This window comes from Streptomyces sp. TP-A0874 (genome assembly GCF_001748085.1).
Lineage (GTDB): Bacteria > Actinomycetota > Actinomycetes > Streptomycetales > Streptomycetaceae > Streptomyces.
Map to the genome: position 1 here is coordinate 280,666 of NZ_BBZK01000009.1, position 25,585 is coordinate 306,250.

19 protein-coding genes and 1 pseudogene are annotated in these 25,585 nt (G+C 69.9%); 14 read left to right on the plus strand and 6 right to left on the minus strand.

Annotated elements, in window-relative coordinates:
- The first annotated feature begins 84 nt into the window (after nucleotides 1–84).
- The 4 genes from BGP73_RS17160 to BGP73_RS17175 all read left to right on the plus strand — a co-directional run bounded on the left by BGP73_RS17160 (nucleotide 85) and on the right by BGP73_RS17175 (nucleotide 6,618).
- Nucleotides 85–2,850, plus strand: a complete 2,766-nt coding sequence (locus tag BGP73_RS17160) for a Z1 domain-containing protein (RefSeq protein WP_069815797.1) — start codon at nucleotides 85–87, stop codon at nucleotides 2,848–2,850.
- A complete protein-coding gene (locus BGP73_RS17165) occupies nucleotides 2,847–3,854 on the plus strand; it encodes a PD-(D/E)XK motif protein (protein WP_069815798.1) in 1,008 nt (335 codons plus the stop codon). The genes BGP73_RS17160 and BGP73_RS17165 overlap by 4 nt, the downstream gene beginning before the upstream one ends.
- Complete coding sequence (locus BGP73_RS17170) at nucleotides 3,847–5,913, plus strand: AIPR family protein (protein ID WP_069815800.1); 2,067 nt, start codon at nucleotides 3,847–3,849, stop codon at nucleotides 5,911–5,913. The genes BGP73_RS17165 and BGP73_RS17170 overlap by 8 nt, the downstream gene beginning before the upstream one ends.
- 210 nt (nucleotides 5,914–6,123) lie before the next feature.
- The gene (locus BGP73_RS17175) at nucleotides 6,124–6,618 is read left to right on the plus strand and encodes a very short patch repair endonuclease (protein WP_079127620.1); all 495 of its coding nucleotides are present in this window, start codon (nucleotides 6,124–6,126) and stop codon (nucleotides 6,616–6,618) included.
- Here the strand turns inward: BGP73_RS17175 and dcm are convergent.
- Together dcm and ychF are read right to left on the minus strand one after the other, a co-directional pair.
- A complete protein-coding gene (gene dcm / locus BGP73_RS17180; RefSeq protein WP_069815804.1) occupies nucleotides 6,539–8,545 on the minus strand; it encodes a DNA (cytosine-5-)-methyltransferase in 2,007 nt (668 codons plus the stop codon). The two genes, BGP73_RS17175 and dcm, sit on opposite strands and share 80 nt — an antisense overlap.
- A gap of 796 nt (nucleotides 8,546–9,341) precedes the next feature.
- On the minus strand, nucleotides 9,342–10,430 hold the full coding sequence (gene ychF / locus BGP73_RS17185) for a redox-regulated ATPase YchF (RefSeq protein ID WP_069815805.1): 1,089 nt from the start codon (nucleotides 10,428–10,430) through the stop codon (nucleotides 9,342–9,344).
- A gap of 221 nt (nucleotides 10,431–10,651) precedes the next feature.
- Between ychF and BGP73_RS17190 the strand changes: the two genes are divergently transcribed.
- Nucleotides 10,652–11,284 carry a DUF6542 domain-containing protein gene (locus BGP73_RS17190; protein ID WP_069815807.1) on the plus strand — a complete coding sequence of 211 codons (633 nt, stop codon included), beginning with the start codon at nucleotides 10,652–10,654 and terminating at the stop codon, nucleotides 11,282–11,284.
- A 114-nt stretch (nucleotides 11,285–11,398) separates the two neighbouring features.
- On the opposite strand, the gene BGP73_RS17195 is transcribed toward BGP73_RS17190, so the two are convergent.
- Nucleotides 11,399–12,376, minus strand: a complete 978-nt coding sequence (locus BGP73_RS17195; RefSeq protein WP_079127612.1) for a 4-hydroxy-3-methylbut-2-enyl diphosphate reductase — start codon at nucleotides 12,374–12,376, stop codon at nucleotides 11,399–11,401.
- A gap of 146 nt (nucleotides 12,377–12,522) precedes the next feature.
- On the opposite strand from BGP73_RS17195, the gene xseA reads away from it, so the two are divergent.
- From xseA to BGP73_RS17210, 3 genes are all read left to right on the plus strand, one after another.
- A complete protein-coding gene (gene xseA, locus BGP73_RS17200) occupies nucleotides 12,523–13,740 on the plus strand; it encodes an exodeoxyribonuclease VII large subunit (RefSeq protein ID WP_069815810.1) in 1,218 nt (405 codons plus the stop codon).
- 50 nt (nucleotides 13,741–13,790) lie between these two features.
- Nucleotides 13,791–14,051 carry an exodeoxyribonuclease VII small subunit gene (locus tag BGP73_RS17205; RefSeq protein WP_069815811.1) on the plus strand — a complete coding sequence of 87 codons (261 nt, stop codon included), beginning with the start codon at nucleotides 13,791–13,793 and terminating at the stop codon, nucleotides 14,049–14,051.
- Nucleotides 14,052–14,225: 174 nt separating this feature from the next.
- Nucleotides 14,226–14,819 (plus strand): malonic semialdehyde reductase, encoded by a 594-nt coding sequence (locus BGP73_RS17210; RefSeq protein ID WP_069815816.1) that lies wholly within the window; start codon nucleotides 14,226–14,228, stop codon nucleotides 14,817–14,819.
- Between the two features lie 130 nt (nucleotides 14,820–14,949).
- Here BGP73_RS17210 and BGP73_RS17215 read toward each other — a convergent pair whose 3' ends face one another.
- A complete protein-coding gene (locus BGP73_RS17215) occupies nucleotides 14,950–15,486 on the minus strand; it encodes a DUF4245 domain-containing protein (protein ID WP_079127613.1) in 537 nt (178 codons plus the stop codon).
- Nucleotides 15,487–15,716: 230 nt separating this feature from the next.
- Between BGP73_RS17215 and glpX the strand changes: the two genes are divergently transcribed.
- Nucleotides 15,717–16,760: a class II fructose-bisphosphatase gene (gene glpX / locus BGP73_RS17220; RefSeq protein ID WP_069815820.1), complete on the plus strand. Its 1,044-nt coding sequence runs from the start codon at nucleotides 15,717–15,719 to the stop codon at nucleotides 16,758–16,760.
- Between the two features lie 84 nt (nucleotides 16,761–16,844).
- Here the strand turns inward: glpX and BGP73_RS17225 are convergent, their stop codons facing one another.
- Both BGP73_RS17225 and BGP73_RS17230 read right to left on the minus strand, forming a co-directional pair.
- Complete coding sequence (locus BGP73_RS17225) at nucleotides 16,845–17,222, minus strand: WhiB family transcriptional regulator (RefSeq protein WP_069815822.1); 378 nt, start codon at nucleotides 17,220–17,222, stop codon at nucleotides 16,845–16,847.
- Nucleotides 17,223–17,395: 173 nt separating this feature from the next.
- Nucleotides 17,396–18,131 (minus strand): annotated as a pseudogene (locus BGP73_RS17230) (DUF1707 SHOCT-like domain-containing protein).
- A gap of 311 nt (nucleotides 18,132–18,442) precedes the next feature.
- On the opposite strand from BGP73_RS17230, the gene BGP73_RS17235 reads away from it, so the two are divergent.
- From BGP73_RS17235 to BGP73_RS17255, 5 genes are all read left to right on the plus strand, one after another.
- Nucleotides 18,443–20,116: a fumarate hydratase gene (locus BGP73_RS17235; protein WP_069815824.1), complete on the plus strand. Its 1,674-nt coding sequence runs from the start codon at nucleotides 18,443–18,445 to the stop codon at nucleotides 20,114–20,116.
- A gap of 138 nt (nucleotides 20,117–20,254) precedes the next feature.
- Nucleotides 20,255–21,655: a class II fumarate hydratase gene (locus tag BGP73_RS17240; protein WP_069815826.1), complete on the plus strand. Its 1,401-nt coding sequence runs from the start codon at nucleotides 20,255–20,257 to the stop codon at nucleotides 21,653–21,655.
- 92 nt (nucleotides 21,656–21,747) lie between these two features.
- A complete protein-coding gene (gene fomD, locus BGP73_RS17245; protein WP_069815827.1) occupies nucleotides 21,748–22,476 on the plus strand; it encodes a cytidylyl-2-hydroxypropylphosphonate hydrolase in 729 nt (242 codons plus the stop codon).
- A gap of 109 nt (nucleotides 22,477–22,585) precedes the next feature.
- A complete protein-coding gene (locus BGP73_RS17250; protein ID WP_069815829.1) occupies nucleotides 22,586–23,263 on the plus strand; it encodes a class I SAM-dependent DNA methyltransferase in 678 nt (225 codons plus the stop codon).
- 48 nt (nucleotides 23,264–23,311) lie between these two features.
- On the plus strand, nucleotides 23,312–25,408 hold the full coding sequence (locus BGP73_RS17255; RefSeq protein ID WP_069815831.1) for an ATP-binding SpoIIE family protein phosphatase: 2,097 nt from the start codon (nucleotides 23,312–23,314) through the stop codon (nucleotides 25,406–25,408).
- The last annotated feature ends 177 nt before the right edge of the window (nucleotides 25,409–25,585 follow it).

Consider the following 25,585-nt stretch of genomic DNA (forward strand, 5'->3'; position numbering starts at 1 on the left):
CTGTAGAAAGCGTGCCTCGGTTGTGCACGGAGCGCGCGTGCCGGCCTTCCCGTCCTCACTCTCCGACCAGTTGGAGGTCCGTCCGTGACTTCAACCACCGACGATGTCCCGGCGAAGGCCAAGCGCCTCGTACGCAGCTACCTGCCGGGCAACCGGCAGCCCAGTCCTGAGGAACTGCAGGAGGCCGTCGACGTCGCGTACGGCATGCTCACCATGCGCGGGGAGGACCTCGACCGGGAGCGGTTGCACCAAGAGATGAAGGCGATGTTCGCCGTCTTCCAGGCAGGGGCTCTGGGACTTGTGAACAATGAGGGCCACATTCCCTGGCTTCCGGAGGCGAAGAACGACCGGGACTGGGACTTCTGGGAGCGCTACCGCTGGTACATGGAGGACGTCCTCGAGCTGCCCTCCTCGGTGGTCCGTCGCTTGGACCAGACAACGGACGAGGTGCTGGGACAGCTCGAGGATCCACGTCGCCAGGGGCCCTGGCTTCGGAAGGGTCTGGTCGTCGGCCAGGTCCAGTCCGGAAAGACCGGCCAGTACATCGGCCTCGGAGCCAAGGCGGTCGACGCTGGCTACAGGCTCATAGTCGTACTCGCCGGTGTGCACAATGACCTGCGGAGCCAGACGCAGCTGCGCATAGACGAGGGCCTCCTGGGCTTCGACACGCAGCACCAGATGCGGTCCAACGTGGCAGGCAACTTCCGTGCCATGGGCGCCGGCCTGATGCCGTTGGGCAGGAAGCTCGACATTGCCTCGCCCACGAACAGCTCCGAGAAGGGCGACTTCGGCAAGGCGGCGAGCAGTACCATCAACTTCCCCCTCGGCAGTTTCCCGGTCGTGCTGGTCGTCAAGAAACACTGGCGGATCCTGGACTACCTGCGCAGGTGGGTCGTCGACGTCCAGGGCAGGGAGGAGGATAACGGCCGTCGGAAGGTCTACGACGTGCCCCTGCTCGTCATTGACGACGAGGCTGACAACGCGTCGATCAACACGAAGAAGGAACCGGACGCGGACCCTACGAAGACCAACAAGGCCATCCGGGACCTGCTCGTCAGCTTCGACAGGGCGGCGTACGTGGGCTACACGGCGACCCCCTTCGCGAACATCTACATCGACCCCGACGCGAAGCGCGACGACATCGGCGACGACCTGTTCCCCGAGAGCTTCATCCGGACTCTGCGGGCACCCACCAACTATCTGGGCCCGGAGAGGGTGTTCGGCCTCAACTCCGACGACGAGTACGAGGACGACGTCGAGCCACTGCCGTTGGTCCGCCCCGTCCTTGACGCGGAGCCGTGGCTGCGTATCCGCCACAGGGGCAGCGAACGCCCCAAGGGGGACATCCCCCAGTCTCTCCGCACTGCCATCGCGTCCTTCCTTCTCGCCTGTGCTGCCCGCAGGGCGAGGGGGCAGGAGAAGGTCCACAACTCGATGCTGGTTCACGTGACCCGGTTCACGGCCGTCCAGAACCACGTCCGAGAGCAGGTCGAGGACCACCTGCACCTCCTCGTCGACTCACTGCGTGACCGGCACGGCCAGGGCCCGAAGGTCATGGCCGATCTGCAGGCACTCTGGGAGAGCGACTTCGCCGTCACCACCAAGCACTTCGCAGAGGACGAAGCGAAGCGACTGACCTGGGAGGAAGTGTCGGCCGAGCTGCTCGACGCCGCCCGGAAGATCCAGGTAAAGGTGGTCAACGGCTCCTCTCAGGACGCCCTTGAATACTTCGACCACCGTGACACCGGGCTGTCCGTCATCGCGGTCGGCGGGCAGAAGCTGTCCCGTGGTCTCACCCTCGAGGGGCTCACGGTCAGTTACTACCTGCGCTGGGCCAACACGTACGACTCCCTGCTCCAGATGGGCCGGTGGTTCGGTTATCGCCCCGGCTATGAGGACCTGTGCCGCCTCTACACCACGCCCGAGGTCGAGGAGGCGTACGCGGAGGTCACCGAGGTGCTCGACGAACTCCGGCGCGAGATGGAGGAGATGGCGACCCGGGGCATGACGCCGCGCGAGTTCGGGCTCAAGGTCAGGACCTCGTCCCTGGGCCTGCTGGTCACCGCGCGGAACAAGATGCACAACGGCAAGAAGGTGCTGATCAGTTACTCCGGGGAGGGCCCGGAGACCACGATCTTCAACCTCTCGCGGGGAACCGTCAGCGGTAACCTGAAGGCACTCGAGTCGCTTGTACGGCATCTCGACGAGACCATGGACAGCAAGCCGTCGGAGGACGGCGGCAGCGTTGTCTGGGAGGGAGCTCCCCCGGAGGCCGTCTCCGAGTTCCTGTACGCCTACGAAACGGACCGCAAGGCGTTCCGGGTCCGTCCCAACCTCATCGCCAAGTACATCGACCAGTGTGCCAGAGGAGGCGAACTCGCCAACTGGTCGGTGAAACTGGTGGGTAAGGCGAGCGAGGACCCGGTCAAGATCGCGGGCCGCCGCGTCGGCCCCGTGACCCGGTCGCCGCACCCGACGGCGTCCTCCGGCGAGGGCCGGTACACGATCCGCCGCGTCCTCAGCCCGAAGGACGAAAAGCTCGGACTCACCGATGCGCAGTGGACGGCTGCCCTGGAGGACACGAAGGAGCGGGCGGCGGAGCAGGACAGGAAGGCCCCGGAGGTGCCCGCAGGAGCGGACATCCGAGCCCACCGCTCGCCGACCCAGGGTGCGCTGCTGATCTACCCGATCAAGGTCAAGGGCCAGAGCCTGCCACTGATCGGCTTCCAGGTCAGTCTGCCGAAGTCACTCCGCAACGCGAAGATCGAGTACGTGGCCAACAGCGTCTTCCTCGAAGAAGCCGCCCTCTTCACCGATGAGGAGGAGGAAGAGGAGGAGAGCGGGGTATGACGGTCACCGAGAACGACTGGCAGGAGCTGGAGAGCCCCCATTCCACCCCGGGCCGCTCCAGCCGCCTCCTGTACCCCGACGCTCCCCTCGAGGTCCTCCTGGCCGTGTCCTATCCCTCCCGGGAACGCATGCTTGTTCTCAGGGCTGGCACCGACGCCGTCGACCACGTGGTGCGCGCGGTGGGGCGGCTGAGGAGAACGGCCGGCATCGAACTTCAGCTGAGCGCCCTGTCCCGCCTGGAGTACGAACTCCAGGTTGTACTCACCGCCGGAGATCTCCGGGAGGTGTTCAACCCGCTCGTCACGGACGTGGCCGAGACGGCCAGGGCGGCCGGGACGCCGAAGGAAGCGCTCACGGCCACGGTGGACCGATTCGAGCGGTGGCAGGAACTCCTGCGTACCGTCGGCCGGGACGGCCTACGGGCCGAGGCCCGACGGGGCCTCTACGGCGAGCTGGTCGTGCTGGAGCGCGTCCTGGACGCACTTCCCGAGGTGACCGCGGTGGAGTCGTGGACCGGGCCGACAGGCACGAACCAGGACTTCCAACTGCCGTGGCTGGCGATAGAGGTGAAGAGCAGCGCGGCCAAACAGCCGCGGTCAATCCGAGTGGCGAGCGAGAGGCAGCTGGACGACACCGGTGTGCCGCGGCTTCTACTCTGCCTGGCCGTCCTCGACGAACGACGGGGTGGCTCCGGTGAGAGTCTCAACGCTCGGGTGCGGAGCCTGCGAGAACGGCTCACCCAGGCACCGGCCAGGGCGAGCCTGGACCGGTTGCTGATACAGGCGGGCTATCTGCCCACCCATCAGGGGCTGTACAACGAACCCCGGTACGTACCGCGGGAGACCTGCTTCTGGCAGGTCCGGGAGGGGTTTCCACGGCTTGCCGACTCGGACCTGCCAGAAGGGGTGAGCGACTGCACGTACCAGGTGTCGCTCACCGGACTGGACGCCTATCGCGTCCCGGACGAAGAGGTGAAAAGACTTATGGGCGAGAGCGATGAGTGACCAGGACCTTGCCGAGTACTCCCGCGCTTTGCTCGCTGACGTCTACGCGTCGGCGGATGCCGAGTCCGGCAACGCTCCGGACACGTTCACCGACAGGGTGCTGTTCGACCTCGAGGTGGCGGGGGTGCTGAGCAACACGTTCGCCGCCCACCACGGGGCGCGTGGCCACGAGATCCACGGCTACGCTCTGGGCGACTCGCATGACTGTCTTGACCTCTTCGTCACGGACTTCAAGGCCGAGCCGCTGGAGACCAAGCTCACCAGGTCCCAGGTGGAAGCGGCCTTCCGGCGTCTGTTGACCTTCGCCCGCAGATGCCGGGACGGACTTGCACTGCACGTGGACGAGTCCCACGACGCCCATGACATGTGTGTCGCGGTGGAGAAGGCCCTCACCGAGGTCCGAGGGATCAGGCTCTTCCTGTTCAGCAACAGGGTCGCCACCGCCACGGAGTTTCCGCCCGCCGAGTTCCAGGGGACCCCGGTCACCCACGAGGTGTGGGACCTGGCCCGACTGTACCGGCACGAGACGTCCGGCGCCGTCGCCGATCCCATCGTTGTGTCCTTCACGCCGCCGCTGCCCTGTGTCTCGGCACCCAGTTCGGAGGCGGACCACTCGGTTGTGCTCGCCGTTATACCGGGCGAGATCCTCGCCGCGCTCTACGCCGAGCACGGCACCCGTCTGCTGGAGCTGAACGTCCGTTCCTTCCTGCAGGCCCGGGGCGCTGTGAACCGCGGTATCCGGGAGACCATCCTGCACGCGCCCGGACGCTTCCTGGCGTACAACAACGGGATCACCGCGACGGCCTCCCAGGTGGAGTTCGTCACAGGTTCGGACGGCCTGCCCACCCACATCGCCCGGGTGCACGGCCTGCAGATCGTCAACGGTGGACAGACGACGGCCTCCCTGCACTACGCCAGGAGGCGGGATCACGCGGACCTGTCCGAAATCCGCGTCCAGATGAAGCTGACCCAGGTCGCACCGGAGCGTCTCACCGAAATCGTCCCGATGATCTCCGAGTACTCCAACACCCAGAACCGCGTCACTCAGGTGGACTTCAGCTCCAACCACGAGTACCACGTTGCCGTCCAGCGGATCACCCGCTCGCTCTGGGCCCCAGCCACGGACGGCAGCGGACAGGAGACCCACTGGTTCTATGAGCGGGCCCGCGGCCAGTACACCGACGCAATGGCTGAGGCCCGGACAGTGCCGAGGCAGAAGGCGTTCAAGAAGCTCAACCCGACCCGGCAGAAGTTCACCAAGGCGGACCTGGCCAAGTTCGTGCACTCCTGGTGCCAGCTGCCGTACCTGGTGAGCCGCGGTGCACAGAAGAACTTCGTCGAGCTGATGCTGCGGATCGACGAGGCTCCTCCCCGGGTGGACGTGCAGTACTGCCAGCGCGTGATCGCCATGGCGATCCTCTTCAAGGCCGTCGACAGGGTGGCCGCCGGCCACGGGGCGGCCAGTAACAAGAGCCTCGTCACCACGTACACCGTCGCGCGCCTCTCACTGGCCACCGGGCAGCGCCTCGACCTGGATCGCATCTGGCGGGAGCAGGACGTCTCGGACGTGCTCAGGGACGCCGTCGACAGCCTCGTGCCCCGGGTGATGGCGGCTGTCATGCATCCGCTGGTTGGCAACCACGTCGGGGAGTGGGCCAAGAAGGCCGCCTGTTGGGACGCCGTGTCCCGGGTGGGCTGGACTGTGCCCACCGCCCTGGAAGAGGAGCTGCGTGACACTCCGCTTGACGAGACCGCCCTGGCGGGTGGAACCGAGAAGGTCAAGGGGAACGCCGACGAGATCCTCTCCGTACCTGCCGACGAGTGGAACGCGATCGCCCGCTGGGCCAAGGAGACACGGAAGCTCGAACCCTGGCAACGGCAGCTCGCCGCCGCCGTCGGCCGACGCCTCGAGAGCGGAGAGGAGGTTCCGGAGAACCAGGCCCTCCAAGCCCTTCACGCGCGGAGCGAGGCTCTGCGGCTGGGCTTCAACCCGGCAGGACGACGTACAGGAAACGGACGGCGAATGTCAGAGAGTGCCCCACCTCCACCAAGTCGTTGACCGCGTCGGCGAGCCGACGGATCACAATCCGGCCGTCCCCATCGCTGAACGCCATCGCATCAGTACCCGGCGCGATGCCGACCTCGGTGAGGATGCCGAGTGGCAGTTCAGCGCGGCCTCGGTCATCGATACGGAGTTCGGCGGGTTCCCGGAGCATGGGACGAGTGTGGCAGGCTGCCTCCCGGAGGCGCGTACAGGCGGGTGTGGAGCATGGCCGAAAAGACGGCAGGAACGACGGAGGACCGGCAGTGGGTGGCTACCACCGCCGGAGCACACCTCCGAGGCCGTCGCGTGCGCGACACAGGGCCGGAGGTCGCCCTGCGCAGGGCTGTTCACCGAGCCGGCCTCCGGTTCCGCCTCCACAGGAAAGTGGCCCCGCGGTGCACAGCCGACTTCGTCCTGCCCCGGCACCACGTCGCGGTGTTCGTCGACGGCTGCTTCTGGCACGGCTGCCCCGTGCACGGCGCCGCCGGGTTCCGCGGCCCGAACGCCGACCGATGGACCGCCAAGATCGCCGCGAACAAGGAGAGGGACCGACGGAACACCGAGGCGGCCGAGGCCGCCGGATGGACGGTGCTCCGCGTCTGGGAGTGCGAGGTCCGGAAGGACCCGGTGACGGCCGCGCTCAGGATCCTTGAGCAGTGCGCTGCGGCTCATGGCCCGCGGACTGGGCCGGCAACGAAGGACGGGCCTCGGTCCCGATGAGGCCGTTCGCGAACAAGTCCTCCGCAACGTTCTCCCGTCCGGCGCAGTACCGGTTGAGAGGGCACTGATCACACAGGGGCTTTGTGGCGGTGCACACCGTGTTCCCGATGAGCCTCAGGGCCGCCATGCGGAGTGGTGCGTTCGTCTCCGCGCCGACCAGCTTCACCAGATTGACCCGGCCGTCACTCAGGCGGTTGGTGCGGTCCGACTTGTTGCCATGGAGACGGGCCGCGACGCGCAGCGCTCCCTGCCCCACCCAGAGGAGGTCCTCGTTGATCAGCAGCAGATAAAGCGACTTCTCGGCCGGCTTCATGCCGATCTGTTCGGGCACGTCGCGTCGACTGTCCTCAGCCCAGATGCTGCGCTTACCAGCGATGTCGGTAAGCCGGTCGAGACGTCCCCTGGCAGAGGATGTTGGCGCAGCAGCGATCAGTTCCTTCAACGCGGATCGGGTAAGCTTCTCGGCCCCGTCCAGACCCTCCATCATCGCGCGTAGCTGGTCGGGGTTGACCTTGGCGCCGGACAGCACCGCCCCGACCGCCGCCTGCACAGAGGAGAGTGTCGGCAGTTGGTACCAGTCGGGGCCCTGCCTGCGAGCCTCGGCCCAGGCCGTCAACTCCTCCCGTGCCGTGCGCCACTTCGGCCGAAGAGGAGTCCTGGCCGACTCCCCATCGCTCACAGGTGACAGCACCTCAGCAGCGGCCGCGCCGAGCACGGGAGGTACGGCGTTCCCGATCTGCCGGAACGCGTCGCTGCGTGTGCCAGCGAACCGGAAGTGATCCGGGAAGGTCTGAACGCGCGCGGCCTCACGGACGGTCAGTGTCCGGTTCTGGTCGGGGTGGATGTACCAGTAACCGTCCTTGGCGATGTGCGCGGTGATCGACCGGCTGAGGTTGTCCCAGTCCAGCTTCTTGTACTTGTCGGTGAAGTGCTTGGTGCTGTACCGCCGGTGCTCCTCGGACAGTTCGGGGTACGAGGTCTTCGAGGTCATGTTCTGGAAAGCCTCGAAGTCGTCCTGACGCACACGACGGGTCATGTGGTCGTGGATGATGCCCTCTTCTTCGGGCTCGACCTCAGAGCGCATGCTCGCTGCGAACCAGGACTGCTTCTCCGCAGGCGTCGTGTACGGCGTCACGCGTTCGCCCACACGCTCTTTCGGCTCGACGTGGATCTTGGGGAGGTCGCCGATGGCATCCTGAAGCGTGGTCCGCTCCTTCTCGCTGATCTCCGGCTGCCAGTCGAACTGCTCGACATCGTTTCGGGCCAGGAGTATGAGCCGCTTGCGGTGCTGTGGGACACGGTACTTCCACGCGTCGACGAGGCGAACCTGGGTGGCGTAGCCGACATCCTCCAACTGTTGCTCGATCATCCGGATGACGAAGAAGTCGTCACCGAGCCCCATGTCCGGAACGTTCTCCATGAGGACGGCACGGGGACGGATGCGCCGTATGACGTCGAGGTACGCACGCCAGAGTTCCTTGCGAAGGTCCTCGGGATCACGACCGTGGTACTTGACCAAGTGACGGATCTTGTACCTGCCCGCGCGGCTGAACGGCTGGCAGGGAGGACCTCCCGCAACCAGATCGATACGCCCCTTCGCAGGTTCCAGGATCTGCTCCAGCCTGTCCCGTTCCTCCGGCTTGCCGAGATCCATGTGCAGACTCATACCCGGGAAGTTCGCAGCGTGAGTCTCCAGAGCCCGCTCGTCCATGTCGACTGCTGCAGCGGTGGTCCATCCGGCTCGCTGGAGCCCGAGGCTGAGTCCGCCGGCACCCGAGAACAGGTCCACAGCCAGCCGACGGTCCTTACCGTAACCTTCCAACCACTGCGCGAAGTCCTCGGGCGAACAACTGTGCTCGTGCCGCTCCAAGGGTAGGTAGTCGCTCCGCTCCAGGGGAACGCCGTAGTACTGCGACTCCTGCTCCACAGCACACACCTCCACACCGGCGAGAACGACGAGCACCAGGAGATCACGGGGAACGCCAGCTGATCAAGGTAGATCAGGCCAGTTGGCCGCCCAAAAACCCAGTGCGCGACGTGCAGTTCGCCAGTGCCCCGTGTGAATCCGTAGATTCGGGATACCCCTCGGATCGAACCGCAGTTCTGGTACGTTACGAGAGATGATCCTAGTGGACCCTAACGACGCTGTGCGCGTAAGGCCACAGGTTGCACGGTCACGACTGGTCAACGATCGGCCACGCTCGAGGCAACGCCGAGCGCGACTGGATGATGCTCCCTCTCCACTGCGGACCTGCGCCTCTTGCCCATCGACAGGTGTCGGGTCCCCCGGGCCCGACCCCGTGGGACGGTCCCGGTGAGAGGACCGTTTCCGCCCCCGGGCCCTCGTGCGGAGACCCTGGCTCGGCCCTGTCCCCGTCGCGGCAGTCCCCGCGCGGGACCGTCCCCCGTCCGGGGACCGCGACGGGTGGCCAGACAGCCTCGGGTCCAGCCGCCTGACCGGAGGGCGTGCTTGTCAAGTCTGAGGACGTAGCGCCCTCCATAGGCGTATCACCCATCTGTGGCCCGACTCCGAGGAGCGGACTCGGGCCGCCGTCGACAAGGCGTACGCGGACCAGTCCGCCGATGCCCGGCCACAGGTCGACGAAGCGGAGTAACCGCTCCTCCGCGTGCCGGACTCATCCAGCACGCTGCGGACTCTGTGCGGACCGCAAAGGCCGCCCAACCCGCTCCGTCGCAGGTCAGACGGCCTTTCGCCGGACGTATCAGACGTTGAAGCGGAACTCCACGACGTCGCCGTCCCGCATCACGTAGTCCTTGCCCTCCATCCGGGCCTTGCCCCTGGCGCGGGCCTCCTGCACCGAACCGCACTCCAGGAGGTCCTCGTAGGAGATGACCTCGGCCTTGATGAAGCCCTTCTGGAAGTCGGTGTGGATCACCCCGGCCGCCTCCGGGGCGGTGGCGCCCTTCTTGATCGTCCAGGCGCGGGCCTCCTTGGGGCCGGCCGTGAGGTAGGTCTGGAGACCCAGGGTGTCGAAACCGACCCGGCTCAGGGTGGCCAGGCCCGGCTCCTCCTGTCCCATCGACTGGAGGAGTTCGAGCGCCTCGTCGTCCTCCAGCTCGATCAGCTCGGACTCGATCTTGGCGTTGAGGAAGATGGCCTCCGCCGGGGCGACCAGTTTGCGCTGCTCTTCCTTGAAGTCCTCGTCGACGAGTTCCTCCTCGTCGACGTTGAAGACGTAGAGGAAGGGCTTGACGGTGAGGAGGTGCAGCTCGTGGAGGAGCCTGCCCTGCTCGGTGGCCCGGTGGATGCCGGCCGAGAAGAGGGTCCGGCCCGCCTCGAGGATCTCCTGCGCCGCCTCGGCCGCGGCGACGACCTGGAGCTTCTCCTTCTGGAGGCGGGACTCCTTCTGGAGCCGCGGCAGCGCCTTCTCGATCGACTGGAGGTCGGCGAGGATCAGCTCGGTGTTGATCGTCTCGATGTCGCTCTGCGGCGAGACCTTGCCGTCGACGTGGACGACGTTCTCGTCCTGGAAGGCCCGGATGACCTGGCAGATGGCGTCGGACTCCCGGATGTTCGCGAGGAACTTGTTGCCCAGCCCCTCCCCCTCCGAGGCACCGCGCACGATGCCCGCGATGTCGACGAAGTCGACGGTGGCCGGCAGCTTGCGCTGGGAACCGAAGATCTCGGCGAGCTTGTCGAGGCGGGCGTCCGGCACACCCACCACGCCGACGTTGGGCTCGATGGTGGCGAACGGGTAGTTGGCCGCGAGCACGTCGTTCTTGGTCAGGGCGTTGAACAGGGTCGATTTGCCGACATTGGGCAGACCGACGATACCGATCGTGAGCGACACGTGGCGACTTCCCGGAACGAGTGGTGTGGTGTGCGGTGGCGGTCCCTGGTCCAGGGCCGGCCATCCGAGGTCTGTTCCACCGGGGATGACGGAACGGCTCCCAGTCTACGGGGCTCCGCCGGACCACCTCTTTGGGACCATCACTCGAACGCGTCTCCATAGGAGTGCCCGCGGCGTGTCTCGTACCGGGGCCCGTCAGTCTCCGGATCTACGTTGGTCCTGTGGAGCAACCGAGCACACCGATCTCGCGCCTGGCCCAACGCAGCGTCCGCCGGACCGCCCCGCTGCCCCGCCCCACGCGCGGCGGCTCCGAGGACGCCGGCCGCACCCCCGACCTCAGCCCGGAGGCGCTCCAGGAGCTGACCGCCTCCTGCGAGGCCTCGGCCATCTACCGCGCCAGACGGCGGCGCGTGGCGGCAGCACAGCCGACCGCCCCACCGCCCCGGCTCCACTGGCTGCGGCAGATGCCCGGCCCGCGCTTCACCGGATTCGGCTGCGGGGTGCTGGCCTCGATGGCGATGCTGCTGGCCGCCGCGGTGGACCGGTTCCTGCTCGACGGCTCCACCGTCGGCTACGGCGTGGTCTTCCTGCTCGCCTCGGTCGGCTGCGCCCTGTGGGTGCGGTGCACCGAGCTGATCGCGGCACCGGTGGCGGCACCGATCGCGTACACGGTGGGGCTGCTCGCCCTCACCGGCGGGACCGGCCTGGGCGGCCGTCTGATGAACCTGTTCACCGGCCTCGCCGTGAGCGCGGGCTGGTTGTACGTCGGAACGCTGCTGGCGGGTTTCGTCGTCGGCGTGCGGAAGCTGCTGCTGCTCGCCGACCGGGCCGGCCGCCGGCGCCGCAGTTCCTGACCACGCCCCCGCTTCCGCGGCCTCCGGCGGGAGGGCCTCGGGGCCGGCATCCGCCGTCGCCCCGAGGCAGCGCCCTGCCTCCGCACCAGTTGCTCGGAGAGCCGGGCGGACCAGTTACTCGGAGAGGCGTCCGGCCTCGGCCCGCAGGTCCCGCCGGAGCTCCTTGGGCAGGGAGAACGTGATGCTCTCCTCCATCGGCTGGACCACCTCGACGTCGTCGAAGCCCCGCTCAGCCAGCCACTCCAGGACGCCCTCGACGAGCACCTCGGGCACCGACGCCCCGGAGCTGATGCCGATCGTCGACACGCCTTCCAGCCAGGCCTCGTCGATCTCGTCGGCGCTGTCCACGAGGTGGCCGGCCTTGGCCCCGGCGCCGAGGGCGACCTCCACGAGCCGTACGGAGTTGGAGGAGTTCCGGGAGCCGACGACGATCATCAGGTCCGAGTCCGCCGCGATCTGCTTGACGGCGGTCTGCCGGTTCTGCGTGGCGTAGCAGATGTCGTCGCTCGGCGGGCTGATGAGCTTGGGGAAGCGGTCGGTGAGCGCGTCCACGGTCTCCATGGTCTCGTCGACGGAGAGCGTGGTCTGGGAGAGCCACACCACCTTCTCGGGGTCCCGCACCTGGACGTTCTTCACGTCCTCGGGGCCGTCGACGAGCGTGATGTGGTCGGGCGCCTCACCGCTGGTGCCGATGACCTCCTCGTGCCCCTCGTGACCGATCAGGAGGATGTCGTAGTCCTCCTTGGCGAAGCGGACGGCCTCCTTGTGGACCTTGGTCACCAGCGGGCAGGTGGCGTCGATCGTGGCGAGCCGGCGAGTCGCCGCCTCCTCGTGGACGACGGGGGCGACCCCGTGCGCCGAGAAGATCACGATGGAGCCCTCGGGCACCTCCTCCGTCTCCTCGACGAAGATCGCGCCCTTCTTCTCCAGGGTCTTGACGACGTACTTGTTGTGGACGATCTCCTTGCGTACGTAGATCGGCGCGCCGTACTGCTCCAGCGCCTTCTCCACGGCGATTACGGCGCGGTCCACGCCGGCGCAGTAGCCCCGAGGAGCGGCGAGCAGGACGCGGCGGGCGGGCGTAGCAGTCATGGCCTCATCGTAAGCCGTGGTGCCGCGCGGGAAGAATCACGACCGCCGCCGTGGCGCGGGCGGAGGCCTGCCGGTACGGGCGGGCTCCGGGCTTCCGTGGCCGGAGGTGGCCCGGGGAGGTGCTGCGGCCCAGTAGCCTGCCCGGTATGGCGCTCAAGACCTCGGTGGAGACGCCGATCCCCGTCGGTGAGGTGTCCCGGCTGATCGGCGGGTGGATCGACCGGCTCGGCGCGGTCTGGGTCGAGGGGCAGATCACCCAGTTGTCGCGGCGGCCCGGTGCCGGCGTGGTGTTCCTGACCCTGCGCGATCCGTCCCACGACATCTCGCTGACGGTGACCTGCTTCCGTTCCGTCTTCGACCGGGTCGCCGACGCGGTCTCGGAGGGCTCCCGGGTGGTGGTGCACGCCAAGCCGGAGTGGTATGCCCCGCGGGGCCAGCTCTCCCTGCGGGCGGCCGACATCCGGCTGGTGGGCGTCGGCGAGCTGCTGGCGCGGCTGGAGCGGCTGAAGCGATCGCTGACGGCCGAGGGGCTGTTCGCGGCCGAACGCAAACGGAGGCTGCCGTTCCTGCCGCAGCTCATAGGGCTGGTCTGCGGCCGGGCGTCCGCGGCCGAGCGGGACGTCTTGGAGAACGCCCGGCTGCGCTGGCCGGCGGTCCGCTTCGAGGTGCGCAACGTGCCGGTGCAGGGGGTGCGGGCGGTGCCGGAGGTCCTGGCGGCGGTCGAGGAACTGGACGCGCACCCGGATGTGGACGTGATCATCGTGGCCCGGGGCGGCGGGAGCGTGGAGGACCTGCTGCCGTTCTCCGACGAGGAGCTGGTGCGAGCCGTCGCCGCCTGCCGCACCCCGGTGGTCTCGGCGATCGGCCATGAGCCGGACTCGCCCCTGCTCGACCTGGTGGCCGACCTCCGCGCTTCCACACCCACGGACGCCGCCAAGCAGGTGGTGCCCGATGTCGGCGAGGAGTTGACCAGGATCGAGCAGCTGCGCCGCCGCGCGCTGCGCACCATGACCGGCCTGCTGGACCGCGAGGAGCGCGGACTGGCCGCGCTCCGCGCCCGGCCGTCCGTCGAGCACCCGCAGCGGATGGTGTGGGAGCGGCAGGAGGAGGTCGCGGCGCTGCGGGATCGGGCCCGCCGGACGCTGGGGCACCTGCTGGACCGGGCCGACTCGGAGCTGTCGCACACCCGGGCCCGGGTGGTGGCGCTCTCGCCGGCGGCCACCCTGGAACGCGGCTACGCGGTGCTGCGGCGCTCGGGCGGCGCGGTGGTGCGGACGGCGGACGAGGTGTCCGAGGGCGAGCAGCTCCAGGCCCGGCTGGCCGAGGGCGAGCTGACCGTGGTCGCGCGGAAGGACGGCGGCTGAGCGTCACCCGCTCCACCGGGAACGCCGCGCGGAGACCGTAGGCTGACGTCATGGCTGACACCGAGACCGCTGCGGAGACCGTCGCGGAGACCGCTCCGGGATACGAGCAGGCGCGGGACGAGCTGATCGAGGTCGTCCGGCGGCTGGAGGCGGGTGGCACCACCCTCGAGGAGTCCCTGGCGCTCTGGGAGCGCGGGGAAGAGCTGGCGCGGGTCTGCCGGCGCTGGCTGGACGGGGCGCGCGAACGGCTGGACGCGGCGCTCGCCGAGGAGGAGGCGGCCGAGGCCGCCGAGGAGGCTGACGCGGGCTGAGCGGCTGGACTCGTTCGAATCAGCGGGGCGGGGGCTTTCCGGCCGCTACCGAGTGGGCGGCCTGCCGCTATGAAGTGGATCACTTCCGGCCAGTCTTTAGTTTAAAGTTAACCTATACCTCGTAAGCTGGGCCCCGCAACCGAACGGACCAACCTCTCGGAAGGTGCTCCCCCCATGTCTCTCGCCCTCGACGCCGCCGCCCAGGACCTGCTCTTCCGGGAAGCCCGGACGGCCAACACCTTCACCGACGAGCCGGTGAGCGAGGAGCAGGTCCAGGCGATATACGAGCTGGTCAAGTACGCACCCACCGCCTTCAACCAGTCACCGCTGCGGGTGCTGCTGGTCCGCTCCCCCGAGGCCCGGGATCGCCTGGTGCGGCACATGTCGGAGGGCAACCGGGCGAAGACCGCCGCCGCGCCGCTGGTGGCCGTCCTCACCGCCGACCACGACTTCCACCAGAAGCTGCCGCGGCTCTTCCCGCACTTCCCCGCGGCGAAGGACGTCTTCTTCTCCGAGCGCCCGGCGCGGGAGCGCGCGTCCTCGTTCAACGCCGCATTGCAGGTCGGCTACTTCATCATCGGCGTCCGGGCCGCGGGGCTGGCCGCCGGCCCGATGAGCGGATTCGACGCGGACGCGGTCAACAAGGAGTTCTTCGCCGACGAGGACCGCTCCGTGCTCGCCGTGGTGAACATCGGCAAGCCCGGTCCGGACGCCTGGCGGGAGCGCCTGCCCCGGCTCGCCTACGACGAGGTCGTCAGCACGGTCTGACGGCGGACGACCGGCCCCGCCGCACGCCCCGACGCGCGACGGGGCCGAGCTCTGCCCAAAGGCAGGGGCTGACCCGTCTCCGGGGGCTGTGCGGCCCGGCCGCCCGGGAGTCCGGCGGGGCGTCCGGGCGTCACGGCGAGTCGGGCTCCGGCATCTCCAGCGCGGCGGCCATCTCGGCGAGCCCGGTGAAGGATGCGGTCCCCGTGACGACCGTGGTCACGCCGTCCCCTTCCAGGACCAGGGCGTTGTACTGCCCGCCCTCGTAGCGCTGCCACCGCTCGCCGGCGATCCGCTGGCTCTCCCCGGTCTTCTCCGCCCGCTGGCTGACCTTGGCGATGAACTTCTTGGGGTTGCCGTCGCTCTGCTCGACCGCCACGTACTCCTGCTCCGGGTCGAGGAAGCCCAGGTGCCAGCTGGCGCCGTGCTCCCCGTCGGCCCGGTAGGTCACCGAGGTCGCCTGCCAGCCGGCGGGCTTCCCCTCCGGCGGTGCCGCTATGGGATAGGGCGCCGCGCGCCGCGCGGTGTCCATCTCGACCTGGTAGCCGACCGTCTTGACCGAGGCCTTCGGCGAATCGTCGTGCGGAATGAACATGTACACGACGGCGACGACGGCCCCGATGACCGCCATCGACAAGACCATGTCTCGCACTGCCTGCTTACCACGCATACCTGCCACCCCCCCATCGTCTCCCATCGCCGAACCCGCGATGGCCGCACCCCCGGCACCGCCCGCTTGGACGCTCATCAGTGGGGCACTCGGCTCACAATGACGATGAGCGGATACTGTGCTTTTTGCCCGGGCAACTCCCTCAGCCCGGCGGACCACCCTCGTTTTCCGGCCGTCGCCACCCCGTTTCCGGCGAGAACCCAGGGCCAGAGCCAGAAAGGTGCGCATCGATGACGGAGCACCATCCGCCTCCTCCGCTCGACGTCAGCCCCCACGACCCCGACCGCAACCTGGCCCTGGAGCTCGTCCGGGTCACGGAGGCGGCCGCGATGGCAGCCGGGCGGTGGGTCGGCCGGGGTGACAAGAACGGCGCGGACGGCGCCGCCGTCAACGCGATGCGGAACCTCGTCCACACCGTCTCGATGAACGGCGTGGTGGTCATCGGCGAGGGCGAGAAGGACGACGCCCCGATGCTGTTCAACGGCGAACGGGTGGGTGACGGCACCGGTGCGGAGTGCGACGTCGCCGTCGACCCGGTGGACGGAACCACGCTCACCGCCAAGGGCATGACCAACGCCGTCTCGGTGCTGGCGGTCGCCGACCGCGGCACGATGTTCGACCCCTCGGCCGTCTTCTACATGGACAAGCTGGCCACCGGCCCGGAGGCGGCGGACTTCGTCGACATCACCGCACCCCCGTCGGTCAACATCCGCCGGGTGGCCAAGGCCAAGAGGAGCGCACCGGAGGACGTCACCGTCGTGGTCCTGGACCGGCCCCGCCACGAGTCGCTGGTGAGGGAGATCCGGGAGACCGGCGCGCGGATCAAGTTCATCGCCGACGGCGACGTCGCGGGCGCCATCATGGCCGTCCGCGAGGGCACCGGAGTGGACCTGCTGATGGGCATCGGCGGGACCCCCGAGGGGGTCATCGCCGCCTGTGCGATCAAGTGCCTCGGCGGGACCCTCCAGGGCCGGCTGTGGCCGAAGGACGAGGAGGAGCGGAGACACGCCCTCGAAGCCGGCCACGACCTCGACCGGGTGCTCCACACCGAGGACCTGGTCAGCGGCGAGAACGTGTTCTTCGTGGCGACCGGGATCACCGACGGCGAGTTGCTGCGGGGCGTGCGGTACCGCTCGGAGACGGCCACCACGCAGTCGCTGGTGATGCGCTCCCGCTCGGGCACCATCCGGCAGATCGACTCCACCCACCGCCTGTCGAAGCTGCGCGCCTACAGTTCGGTGGACTTCGGCGGCGCCCGCTCCGAGGAGAACTGACCTCCCCTCCGGAGGCGAACCACCCGCTCCCCCGGTGACGGGAGAGGAGGCCCGCACCCCGGGCAGCCTCTCCCCGTCCGGGGATCAGCCCGCCGCGGCGATGGGTCTCACCGCGGGCCGGGCGCCGTTGGGACGTTCGGCGTCCCGTCGGCGCCGCCGGGCCAGCACCACCCGGCGCTCGGCCGCCGTCAACCCGCCCCAGACCCCGTACGGCTCCGGCTGGAGCAGCGCGTGCTCCCGGCAGTCGGCCACGACGGGGCAGCGGGCGCAGACCCTCTTGGCAGCCGCTTCGCGTGACAGCCGCGCGGCCGTCGGCTCCTTGGAGGGGGCGAAGAACAACCCGGCCTCGTCCCGATGGCACACCGCCTCCGAGTGCCAGGGCCCGTCCATCTCGTCCCGAGCGGGGGTGCGCTGCGGGGGCGGGGAGGCGGCCTGCGGGAGCTGATGCGGCGGTTGCAGCACGGTCTACTCCTGACGACGGATTCGCAAAAGAGACACCCTTGCCGTCCCCCTCTGCACGCCCCGGTGCACCCCCGATCGCAGGAGGACGATGCAGCTGTCCCTACCCGCTGTGCGCGCGCCTATTCACTCCGTCGCAGTAGTTCCGTTCCTCCGCTCGTACACCCGGCCGGATTTCAGTCCCCCAGCTCCCGCCGAACCCGGTCGCGGAGGTTCTTCAGCAGTTTGCCGCGCTTGGGCTTGGCCTCCACCCCGCCGAACAGCGCGAAGCCGGTGACCAGGACGATCGGCGCCTGCGGGTCCGGGTCCTCGTGGGTCTTGACGTCGAACCCGCCGAAGACCCCGGTGCCCGCGCTGCGGAGGGTGACGTTCTCCGGCACCCGGATCTCCACCCCGCCGAAGATCGCGGTGACGTTGATGACGATCTCCTGCTGCTGGAAGACCGCCTCCGTCAGGTCGATCTCCACCCCGCCGAAGCAGGCGAAGGCGTTGGTGCGGCGACCCACCCGCCAACGGCCCTTGCGGACCGCGCCGCCGAAGACGGCCAACAGGTTCTCGGTGGGACCGGGCGGGCCCCAGGGCGCCCCACCGGGAGGAGGCGGCGGCACGGGATGGGGGGGGCTGCCGCGGGAACCCCGCCCCCTGGGCGGCCGGCAGGTCCTGGATGAGCGGCTCCAGCTCCCCCATCGTCTTGGCCTGGTAGAGGAGGTCGATCCGCTCACCGTGTTCCTCGGCCGTGAGCCGCCCCTCGGCGAGCGCCTCCCGGAGGATGTCGGCGATCCGGTCCCGGTCCGCGTCGGACGCCCGGATCCCCCCGACCCCGGCTGGCCCGGCGGCCGGCTTCCCCAGCGACACCGGCCGCTCCGGCCGTCGGGGCGCGTCGGGAGAGTGGTCAGTAGGTTCAGGGGTCATGCCCCGAGAAGATGCAGCGTCCACCACAACAGCTTAGCGAAACGCGATAGATCGCGACCAGGGGGACGCACCGGGATTGTTGGGCGGCGGGCGCCGGGAGACCTGCCCGAGCGGCCCGTCGGGCCGGTGGTGCGCGCCGCCTCCCACGGCTCGGCCGGAGGTCTCCCGGCCCGGTGGACGGGTAGCGGCCCACCCGGACCGACCAGAGGTTACCGGAGAGCCCTTAGGCTGATCAGGTGCCCGACCACCGTGCCGAGCCACCGTAGAGCGCAGCCGCGCGCCCGAGACCAGCGGAGTGAGGAATCGTCGCCATGCCCGAGTTCGCTTATACGGACCTGCTTCCCCTCGGTGCGGACAACACGCCGTACCGCCTGGTGACCGCGGAGGGCGTCCGCACCTTCGAGGCGAACGGCCGGACGTTCCTCGAGGTCGCGCCGGAGGCGCTGAGCAAGCTGGCCGCCGAGGCCATGCACGACATCTCGCACTACCTGCGGCCGGCCCACCTGGCGCAGCTGCGGCGCATCCTGGACGACCCGGAGTCCTCCGCCAACGACCGCTTCGTCGCCCTGGACCTGCTGAAGAACGCGAACATCGCGGCGGCGGGCGTGCTGCCGATGTGCCAGGACACCGGCACCGCGATCGTGATGGGCAAGCGCGGTCAGCAGGTGCTGACCGGCGGCGGCGACGAGGAGGCCCTCTCGCGCGGCATCTACGAGGCGTACACCAGGCTCAACCTGCGCTACTCGCAGATGGCCCCGCTGACGATGTGGGAGGAGAGGAACACCGGCTCCAACCTGCCGGCCCAGATCGAGCTGTACGCCACCGACGGCGGCGAGTACCGGTTCCTGTTCATGGCCAAGGGCGGTGGCTCGGCGAACAAGTCCTTCCTCTACCAGGAGACGAAGGCGGTGCTGAACGAGGCCTCGATGATGAGGTTCCTGGAGGAGAAGGTCCGCTCCCTGGGCACCGCCGCCTGCCCGCCGTACCACCTGGCGATCGTGGTCGGCGGCACCTCCGCCGAGTACGCGCTGAAGACCGCCAAGTACGCCTCCGCGCACTACCTGGACGAGCTGCCCACCGAGGGGTCGCCGACCGGCCACGGCTTCCGCGACCGGGAGCTGGAGGAGAAGGTCTTCGAGATGACCCAGCGGATCGGCATCGGCGCGCAGTTCGGCGGCAAGTACTTCTGCCACGACGTCCGCGTCGTACGGCTGCCCCGGCACGGCGCCTCCTGCCCGGTCGCCATCGCCGTCTCCTGCTCCGCCGACCGCCAGGCCGTCGCCAAGATCACGGCGGAGGGCGTCTTCCTGGAGCAGTTGGAGACCGACCCGGCGCGCTTCCTCCCCGAGACCACCGAGGAACAGCTGACCGAGGGCGCGGGGCCGGACCTGGAGGCGGTCCGGATCGATCTGACGCTGCCCATGAAGGACATCCTGGCCGAGCTGACCAAGCACCCGGTCAAGACGCGGCTGTCGCTCACCGGCACCCTCGTCGTCGCCCGGGACATCGCCCACGCGAAGATCAAGGAGCGGTTGGACGCCGGCGAGGAGATGCCGCAGTACCTCAAGGACCACCCGGTCTACTACGCGGGCCCCGCGAAGACGCCGGAGGGCTACGCCTCCGGCTCCTTCGGCCCGACGACCGCCGGGCGGATGGACGCCTACGTCGAGCAGTTCCAGGCGGCGGGCGGCTCACTGGTGATGCTCGCCAAGGGCAACCGCTCCCCGCAGGTGACCGACGCCTGCGCGGCGCACGGCGGCTTCTACCTGGGCTCGATCGGCGGACCGGCCGCCCGGCTGGCCCAGGACTGCATCAAGAAGGTGGAGGTGCTGGAGTACGAGGAGCTGGGTATGGAGGCGGTCTGGAAGATCGAGGTGGAGGACTTCCCCGCGTTCATCGTCGTCGACGACAAGGGCAACGACTTCTTCGCGGACCCGCAGCCGACGCAGCCGTTCGTGACCAGCATCCCGGTCCGCCGGGCCTGACGGCCGCCGCGTCCCCCACTCAGCGGCCACTCGCGGGATCCGGAGCGACGGCTGGTTCCGACGTCGCCCGCCAGGGAACACCGGAACCACCCGGGGGCAGGCCCCGGCCAGTGCGGGGTGTCGAGGAGGAGCAGAGCGATGACCGAAGCGGACCGTGGCGGATACCGCACCGAGCACGACTCGATGGGAGAGGTGCGGGTGCCGGCGTCCGCCAAGTGGCGGGCCCAGACCCAGCGCGCGGTGGAGAACTTCCCGATCTCCGGACAGCGGTTGGAGCGGGCGCACATCGAGGCGCTGGCCCGGATCAAAGGGGCTGCCGCCCTGGTCAACGCCGAGCTGGGGGTGCTCGCTCCCGAGCTGGCCGGGGCGATCGGCTCGGCTGCCGCCGAGGTCGCCGAGGGGAGGTGGGACGACCACTTCCCGGTGGACGTCTTCCAGACCGGCTCAGGCACCTCCTCGAACATGAACGCCAACGAGGTGCTGGCGACGCTGGCGAGCGAACGGCTGGGCTCCCCCGTCCACCCCAACGACCACGTCAACGCCAGCCAGTCGTCCAACGACGTCTTCCCGTCGTCCATCCACATCGCCGCGACCGCCGCGGTGACCGCCGACCTGATGCCGGCGCTCGACCACCTGGCGGCTGCCCTGGAGCGCAAGGCCGCCGAGTTCACGGATGTCGTCAAGGCCGGTCGCACCCACCTGATGGACGCCACCCCGGTGACTCTCGGGCAGGAGTTCGGCGGGTTCGCCGCGCAGGTCCGGTACGGGGTGGAGCGGCTGGAGGCCGCGCTGCCGCGGCTGGCGGAGCTACCGCTCGGCGGGACCGCGGTGGGCACCGGGATCAACACCCCGGCCGGCTTCGCACCGGCGGTGATCGCGGAGTTGCGGCGGACCACCGGGCTGCCGCTGACCGAGGCCCGCGACCACTTCGAGGCCCAGGGTTCCCGGGACGGTCTCGTCGAGGCCTCGGGCCAGCTGCGGACCATCGCGGTGAGCCTGACCAAGATCTGCAACGACCTGCGGTGGATGGCCTCCGGCCCCCGCACCGGCTTGGCCGAGATCCAGCTCCCGGACCTGCAACCGGGCTCCTCCATCATGCCGGGCAAGGTGAACCCGGTCGTGCCGGAGGCGGTGCTGATGGTCACGGCCCAGGTCGTCGGGAACGACGCGACCGTCGCCGCGGCGGGCGCCTCGGGCAACTTCGAACTGAACGTCATGCTGCCGGTGATGGCCAAGAACCTGCTGGAGTCGGTGCGGCTGCTGGCCAACGCGGCGCGGCTGCTGGCCGACCGCACGGTCGACGGGATCACCGCGGACGCCGACCGGGCCCGTGAGTACGCGGAGTCCTCGCCCTCCGTCGTCACCCCGCTCAACCGGTACATCGGGTACGAGGAGGCGGCGAAGGTGGCCAAGCGGTCGCTGGCCGAGCGGCGCACCATCCGCGAGGTGGTGCTGGACTCCGGCTATGTGGAGCGCGGACTGCTGACCGTCGAGCAACTCGACGAGGCGCTCGACGTGCTGCGGATGACCCGCCCCTGACGCGTTCGGGCGCGGGGGCGGAGCCGGAGGAGCCTTCCCGGGGCTGGCCCGTATTCGTCGGGGTCGGCGGGCCGGCCCGTAGGCTTTCTCCCATGACAGCGCATACGGCGGGCCAGGGAACCGGCGGTCGGACCGCCCCCACCGGCGGCGGGGTACCGGGGGCCGACCACAGGTGGGCGCCCGGCGAGCAGGTGCTCTGGCGCTACCGCGCGAACGGTTCGGCGGAGATCCACATCTGCCGCCCGGTGACGGTGGTGCAGGACACTTCCGAACTCCTCGCGGTCTGGCTGGCGCCGGGCACCCTCTGCGTCAGACCAGAGCTGGTCGACGGGACCGCGGTCCACTGCGAGCCGCTGGCCACCCGCTACACCAGGCCGCGCCGGACCGCCCGTGTGCACTGGACGGGCAACGGGGTGCTGAAGCTGGCCCGGGCCGGCGAGCCATGGTCGGTCTGGCTGTTCTGGGAGCCCGGTTGGAGGTTCCGGAACTACTACGTCAACCTGGAGGAACCGCGGCTGCGCTGGCCCGGCGGGATCGACTCGGAGGACCACTTCCTGGACATCGGGGTGCGTCCCGACGGCAGTTGGCACTGGATCGACGAGGACGAGTTCGCGCAGGCCTCCGCGGTCGGCCTGCTCGACACGGAGCAGTGCGGCCGGGTGCGCGCGGCGGGCCTCGCCGCGGTGGAGCGGATCGAGGCCTGGGCCGCTCCTTTCGACGGCGGTTGGGACCGCTGGCGGCCCGATCCGGCCTGGAGCGTGCCAGCGCTGCGCGACGACTGGGACCGTGCGCCGGTGACGGAGCATCAAAGACTCTCTTGATGCGCCCCGGGGCACCAAACGTAGGATCAACATCCGCGCCGGAGGAACCCTGGCAACCCTCGGTTCTCCGGCACCGACCAACGGATGTCGTCAGCAGGATGGGGGAAGCGTGAGCGGGAACGGCTTCAGCGGTTTCGACCACTCGCCGGACGAGCGCACCGGACAGGCCGAGGCCTTCGACGCCATCGGCCCCCGGTACTCCGAGGCCTTCCCCCACAAGGAGGGGCAGCTCGCGGCCGGGCGCTGGCTGCTGGAGGCGCTGCCGCCGGACTCCCGGATCCTGGACGTCGGCTGCGGCACCGGCCTGCCGACCGCCCGGCAGCTCTCCGACGCCGGCCACCGGGTGGTGGGTGTCGACCTCTCGGCCGGCATGGTGGAGCTCGCCCGGGACAACGTCCCCAAAGCCGAGTTCCACCAGCGGGACATGGCCGGGCTGTCCGCCGGCGGCCCGCGGGCGCTGGGCCTCTTCGACGCGGCCACCGCCTTCTTCTCCCTGGTCATGCTCCCGCGGCGGGAGATTCCGGAGGCCCTGCGAACGATCCACGGCCTGCTGCGCCCCGACGGACTGCTCGCCCTCTCCATGGTCGAGGCGGACGTGGACGACTGCCCCGTCCCGTTCCTGGGCCACACGATCCGGGTATCGGGTTATCTGCGGGACGAACTGCGCCAGGTCGTCGAAGCCTCGGGCTTCGAGATCACCGGAGAACATCTGGAGTCCTACGCCCCGGCGAGCACGGACGTACCACCCGAGATCCAGCTCTTCCTGCACTGCCGACGACGCGCCTGACCGACAGCGCGCCCGACGCGCAGCCCCGGATGGATGGAAACCCCACGCGTGACGGAGCACCCGACCTCCCATGACGGCCGGCCGACCGCTGCCCAGCCCGAGCGGTCCCCGGCGGAACCGCAGGGCGCGGTCCAACGACCCGCCGCACCCCCCTCCGACGCCTCGGCCGCCCGGCCCACCGAGCGGCACCCGGCGACCGCCCGCCCCCACCCGGGCGGACCTTCGGCGGCCGCCGGACCCGAGCCCGAGCAGCAGGGTCGGTGCGAGAGCCCGGTGGACCATCCGCAGCCGGGAGGTGAAGGGCCCGTCCCGGGGCCGCTGCCCAGACAGGCCGGCGAGGGCGGCTCGGCTCCCCCCGCGCCCGCCCGCTTGACTCCGCTCCCCGCCGATCCGCCGGACTCCCAGGCGCTGGCACGGCTGCAACGTGAGAGCGACCGGCTGCGGTTCGTCGGTGCCGCCACCCGGCGGGTGGCCCGCGGCATCGACCTCGACGAGATCGTGCTGGGCCTCTGCCGGGCCACCGTGCCCACCTTCGCCGACGTGATCCTGGTCTACCTACGCGATCCACTCCCGGTGGGTGACGAACGGCCGGTCGAGCCGGTGGTCCTGCGGCTTCGTCGCACCGACCGGCTGCCGGACGGCAGGGCGGTTCAGCCCGAGGGGCGGCACCCGGAGGACGGCGGGGGGCCGCTGCTCAGTCTGTCCGCGGACCCGCTGCCGGCCGCCGAGTTGACCGAGGTGCGGCCGGGCGGCCCCCTCGCCGAGGTGCTCCGCGGGGTGCGTCCGGTCTTCGGGGACTCCCCGGCCGCCCGGGCCGCGCTCCCCGAACTCCTGGGAGCGGAGCACCCGATACCCGACGGCTCCCGAGCCGTTCTCGCGCCGCTGCGCGGCCGTCGCCGGGTCATCGGCGCGGCGGTCTTCCTTCGCCGCCCGGACCGCTCCGCTTTCGAGGCGGACGACCTGCTGGTCGCCGCCCAGCTCGCCACGCACACCGCGCTCGGGGTCGACAAGGCCGTGCTCTACGGCCGCGAGGCGTACATCGCCGACGCCCTGCAGCGGGCCATGCTGCCGGACTCGCTGCCCCAACCCACCGGGGTCCGGCTGGCCAGCCGCTACCTCCCGGCCGCCGAGTCGGCCCGGGTCGGCGGCGACTGGTACGACGCGATCCCGCTGCCCGGCAGCCGGGTCGCCCTGGTCGTCGGCGACGTGATGGGCCACTCGGTGACCTCGGCCGCCATCATGGGGCAGCTCCGCACGACCGCCCAGACGCTGGCCCAGCTCGACCTGCCGCCCCAGGAGGTCCTGCACCACCTGGACGAGCAGGCGCAGCGGCTGGGCAGCGACCGCATGGCGACGTGCCTGTACGCGGTCTACGACCCGGTGGCGCACCGGATCGTGGTCGCCAACGCCGGGCATCCGCCGCCCGTGCTGCTGCACATGGGCGGTCGGGCCGAGGTGCTGCGGGTGCCGCCGGGGGCGCCGATCGGGGTCGGCGGGGTCGACTTCGAAGCCGTGGAACTGGACGCCCCGGCCGGTACGACGCTGCTGCTTTACACCGACGGGCTGGTCGAGTCGCGGCGGCGCGACGTCTGGACCGGCATCGAGCAGCTGCGCGAGCGGCTGGTCGCGACCTCGGAGTTGACCGGGGCGGACCATCCGCCGCCACTGGAGGCGCTCTGCGACGAAGTGCTGGACATGCTCGGCCCGGGCGACCGGGACGATGACATCGCCCTGCTGGCCGCGCGCTTCGACGGGATCGAGCCGAGCGATGTGGCCTACTGGTACCTCGAGGCACACGAGCAGGCCCCGGCCAAGGCCCGCCGGTTGGCCCGGTCGGCGCTGGTCCGCTGGGGGCTGGAGGAGTTGACGGACTCCCTGGAACTGCTCGTCAGCGAAGTGGTGACCAACGCCGTCCGGTACGCCGAACGTCCGATCAGCCTGCGACTGCTGCGGACCGACGTGCTCCGCTGCGAGGTGGGCGACGACGTACCCCAGTTGCCCCGGCTGCGGCACGCCAAGCCGTCCGACGAGGGCGGGCGCGGCCTCTACCTGGTCAACAAGGTGGCCAGACGGTGGGGCGCGACGCGCCTGAGCACCGGCAAGGTCGTGTGGTTCGAACTCGGCGGGGCGGCTCCCCGAGTCTGACCGATCGCCGCCGCTCGTCGACCGGCGGCGAGGGGCGAGCGGTGGGTGTTCGCCGCTCGCCCCGCACCTCATAGCTCGAGAGGGCTGTTTCTCCCATACCCGCTATGCCGGTTCACCCGTTCGCGCTATAGTGATATCACTTTGCTAGAGGCGGTCGCCCGACCCCAGGGGCGCACT

Excerpts from the sequence above, each read along its gene's own strand:
- BGP73_RS17165 (WP_069815798.1), top strand. The coding sequence starts at position 2,847 with ATGACGGTCACCGAGAACGACTGGCAGGAGCTGGAGAGCCCCCATTCC.
- BGP73_RS17170 (WP_069815800.1), top strand. The coding sequence starts at position 3,847 with ATGAGTGACCAGGACCTTGCCGAGTACTCCCGCGCTTTGCTCGCTGAC.
- BGP73_RS17175 (WP_079127620.1), top strand. The coding sequence starts at position 6,124 with ATGGCCGAAAAGACGGCAGGAACGACGGAGGACCGGCAGTGGGTGGCT.
- BGP73_RS17195 (WP_079127612.1), bottom strand. The coding sequence starts at position 12,376 with ATGACTGCTACGCCCGCCCGCCGCGTCCTGCTCGCCGCTCCTCGGGGC.
- xseA (WP_069815810.1), top strand. The coding sequence starts at position 12,523 with ATGGCGCTCAAGACCTCGGTGGAGACGCCGATCCCCGTCGGTGAGGTG.
- BGP73_RS17205 (WP_069815811.1), top strand. The coding sequence starts at position 13,791 with ATGGCTGACACCGAGACCGCTGCGGAGACCGTCGCGGAGACCGCTCCG.
- BGP73_RS17210 (WP_069815816.1), top strand. The coding sequence starts at position 14,226 with ATGTCTCTCGCCCTCGACGCCGCCGCCCAGGACCTGCTCTTCCGGGAA.
- BGP73_RS17215 (WP_079127613.1), bottom strand. The coding sequence starts at position 15,486 with ATGCGTGGTAAGCAGGCAGTGCGAGACATGGTCTTGTCGATGGCGGTC.
- glpX (WP_069815820.1), top strand. The coding sequence starts at position 15,717 with ATGACGGAGCACCATCCGCCTCCTCCGCTCGACGTCAGCCCCCACGAC.
- BGP73_RS17235 (WP_069815824.1), top strand. The coding sequence starts at position 18,443 with ATGCCCGAGTTCGCTTATACGGACCTGCTTCCCCTCGGTGCGGACAAC.
- BGP73_RS17240 (WP_069815826.1), top strand. The coding sequence starts at position 20,255 with ATGACCGAAGCGGACCGTGGCGGATACCGCACCGAGCACGACTCGATG.
- fomD (WP_069815827.1), top strand. The coding sequence starts at position 21,748 with ATGACAGCGCATACGGCGGGCCAGGGAACCGGCGGTCGGACCGCCCCC.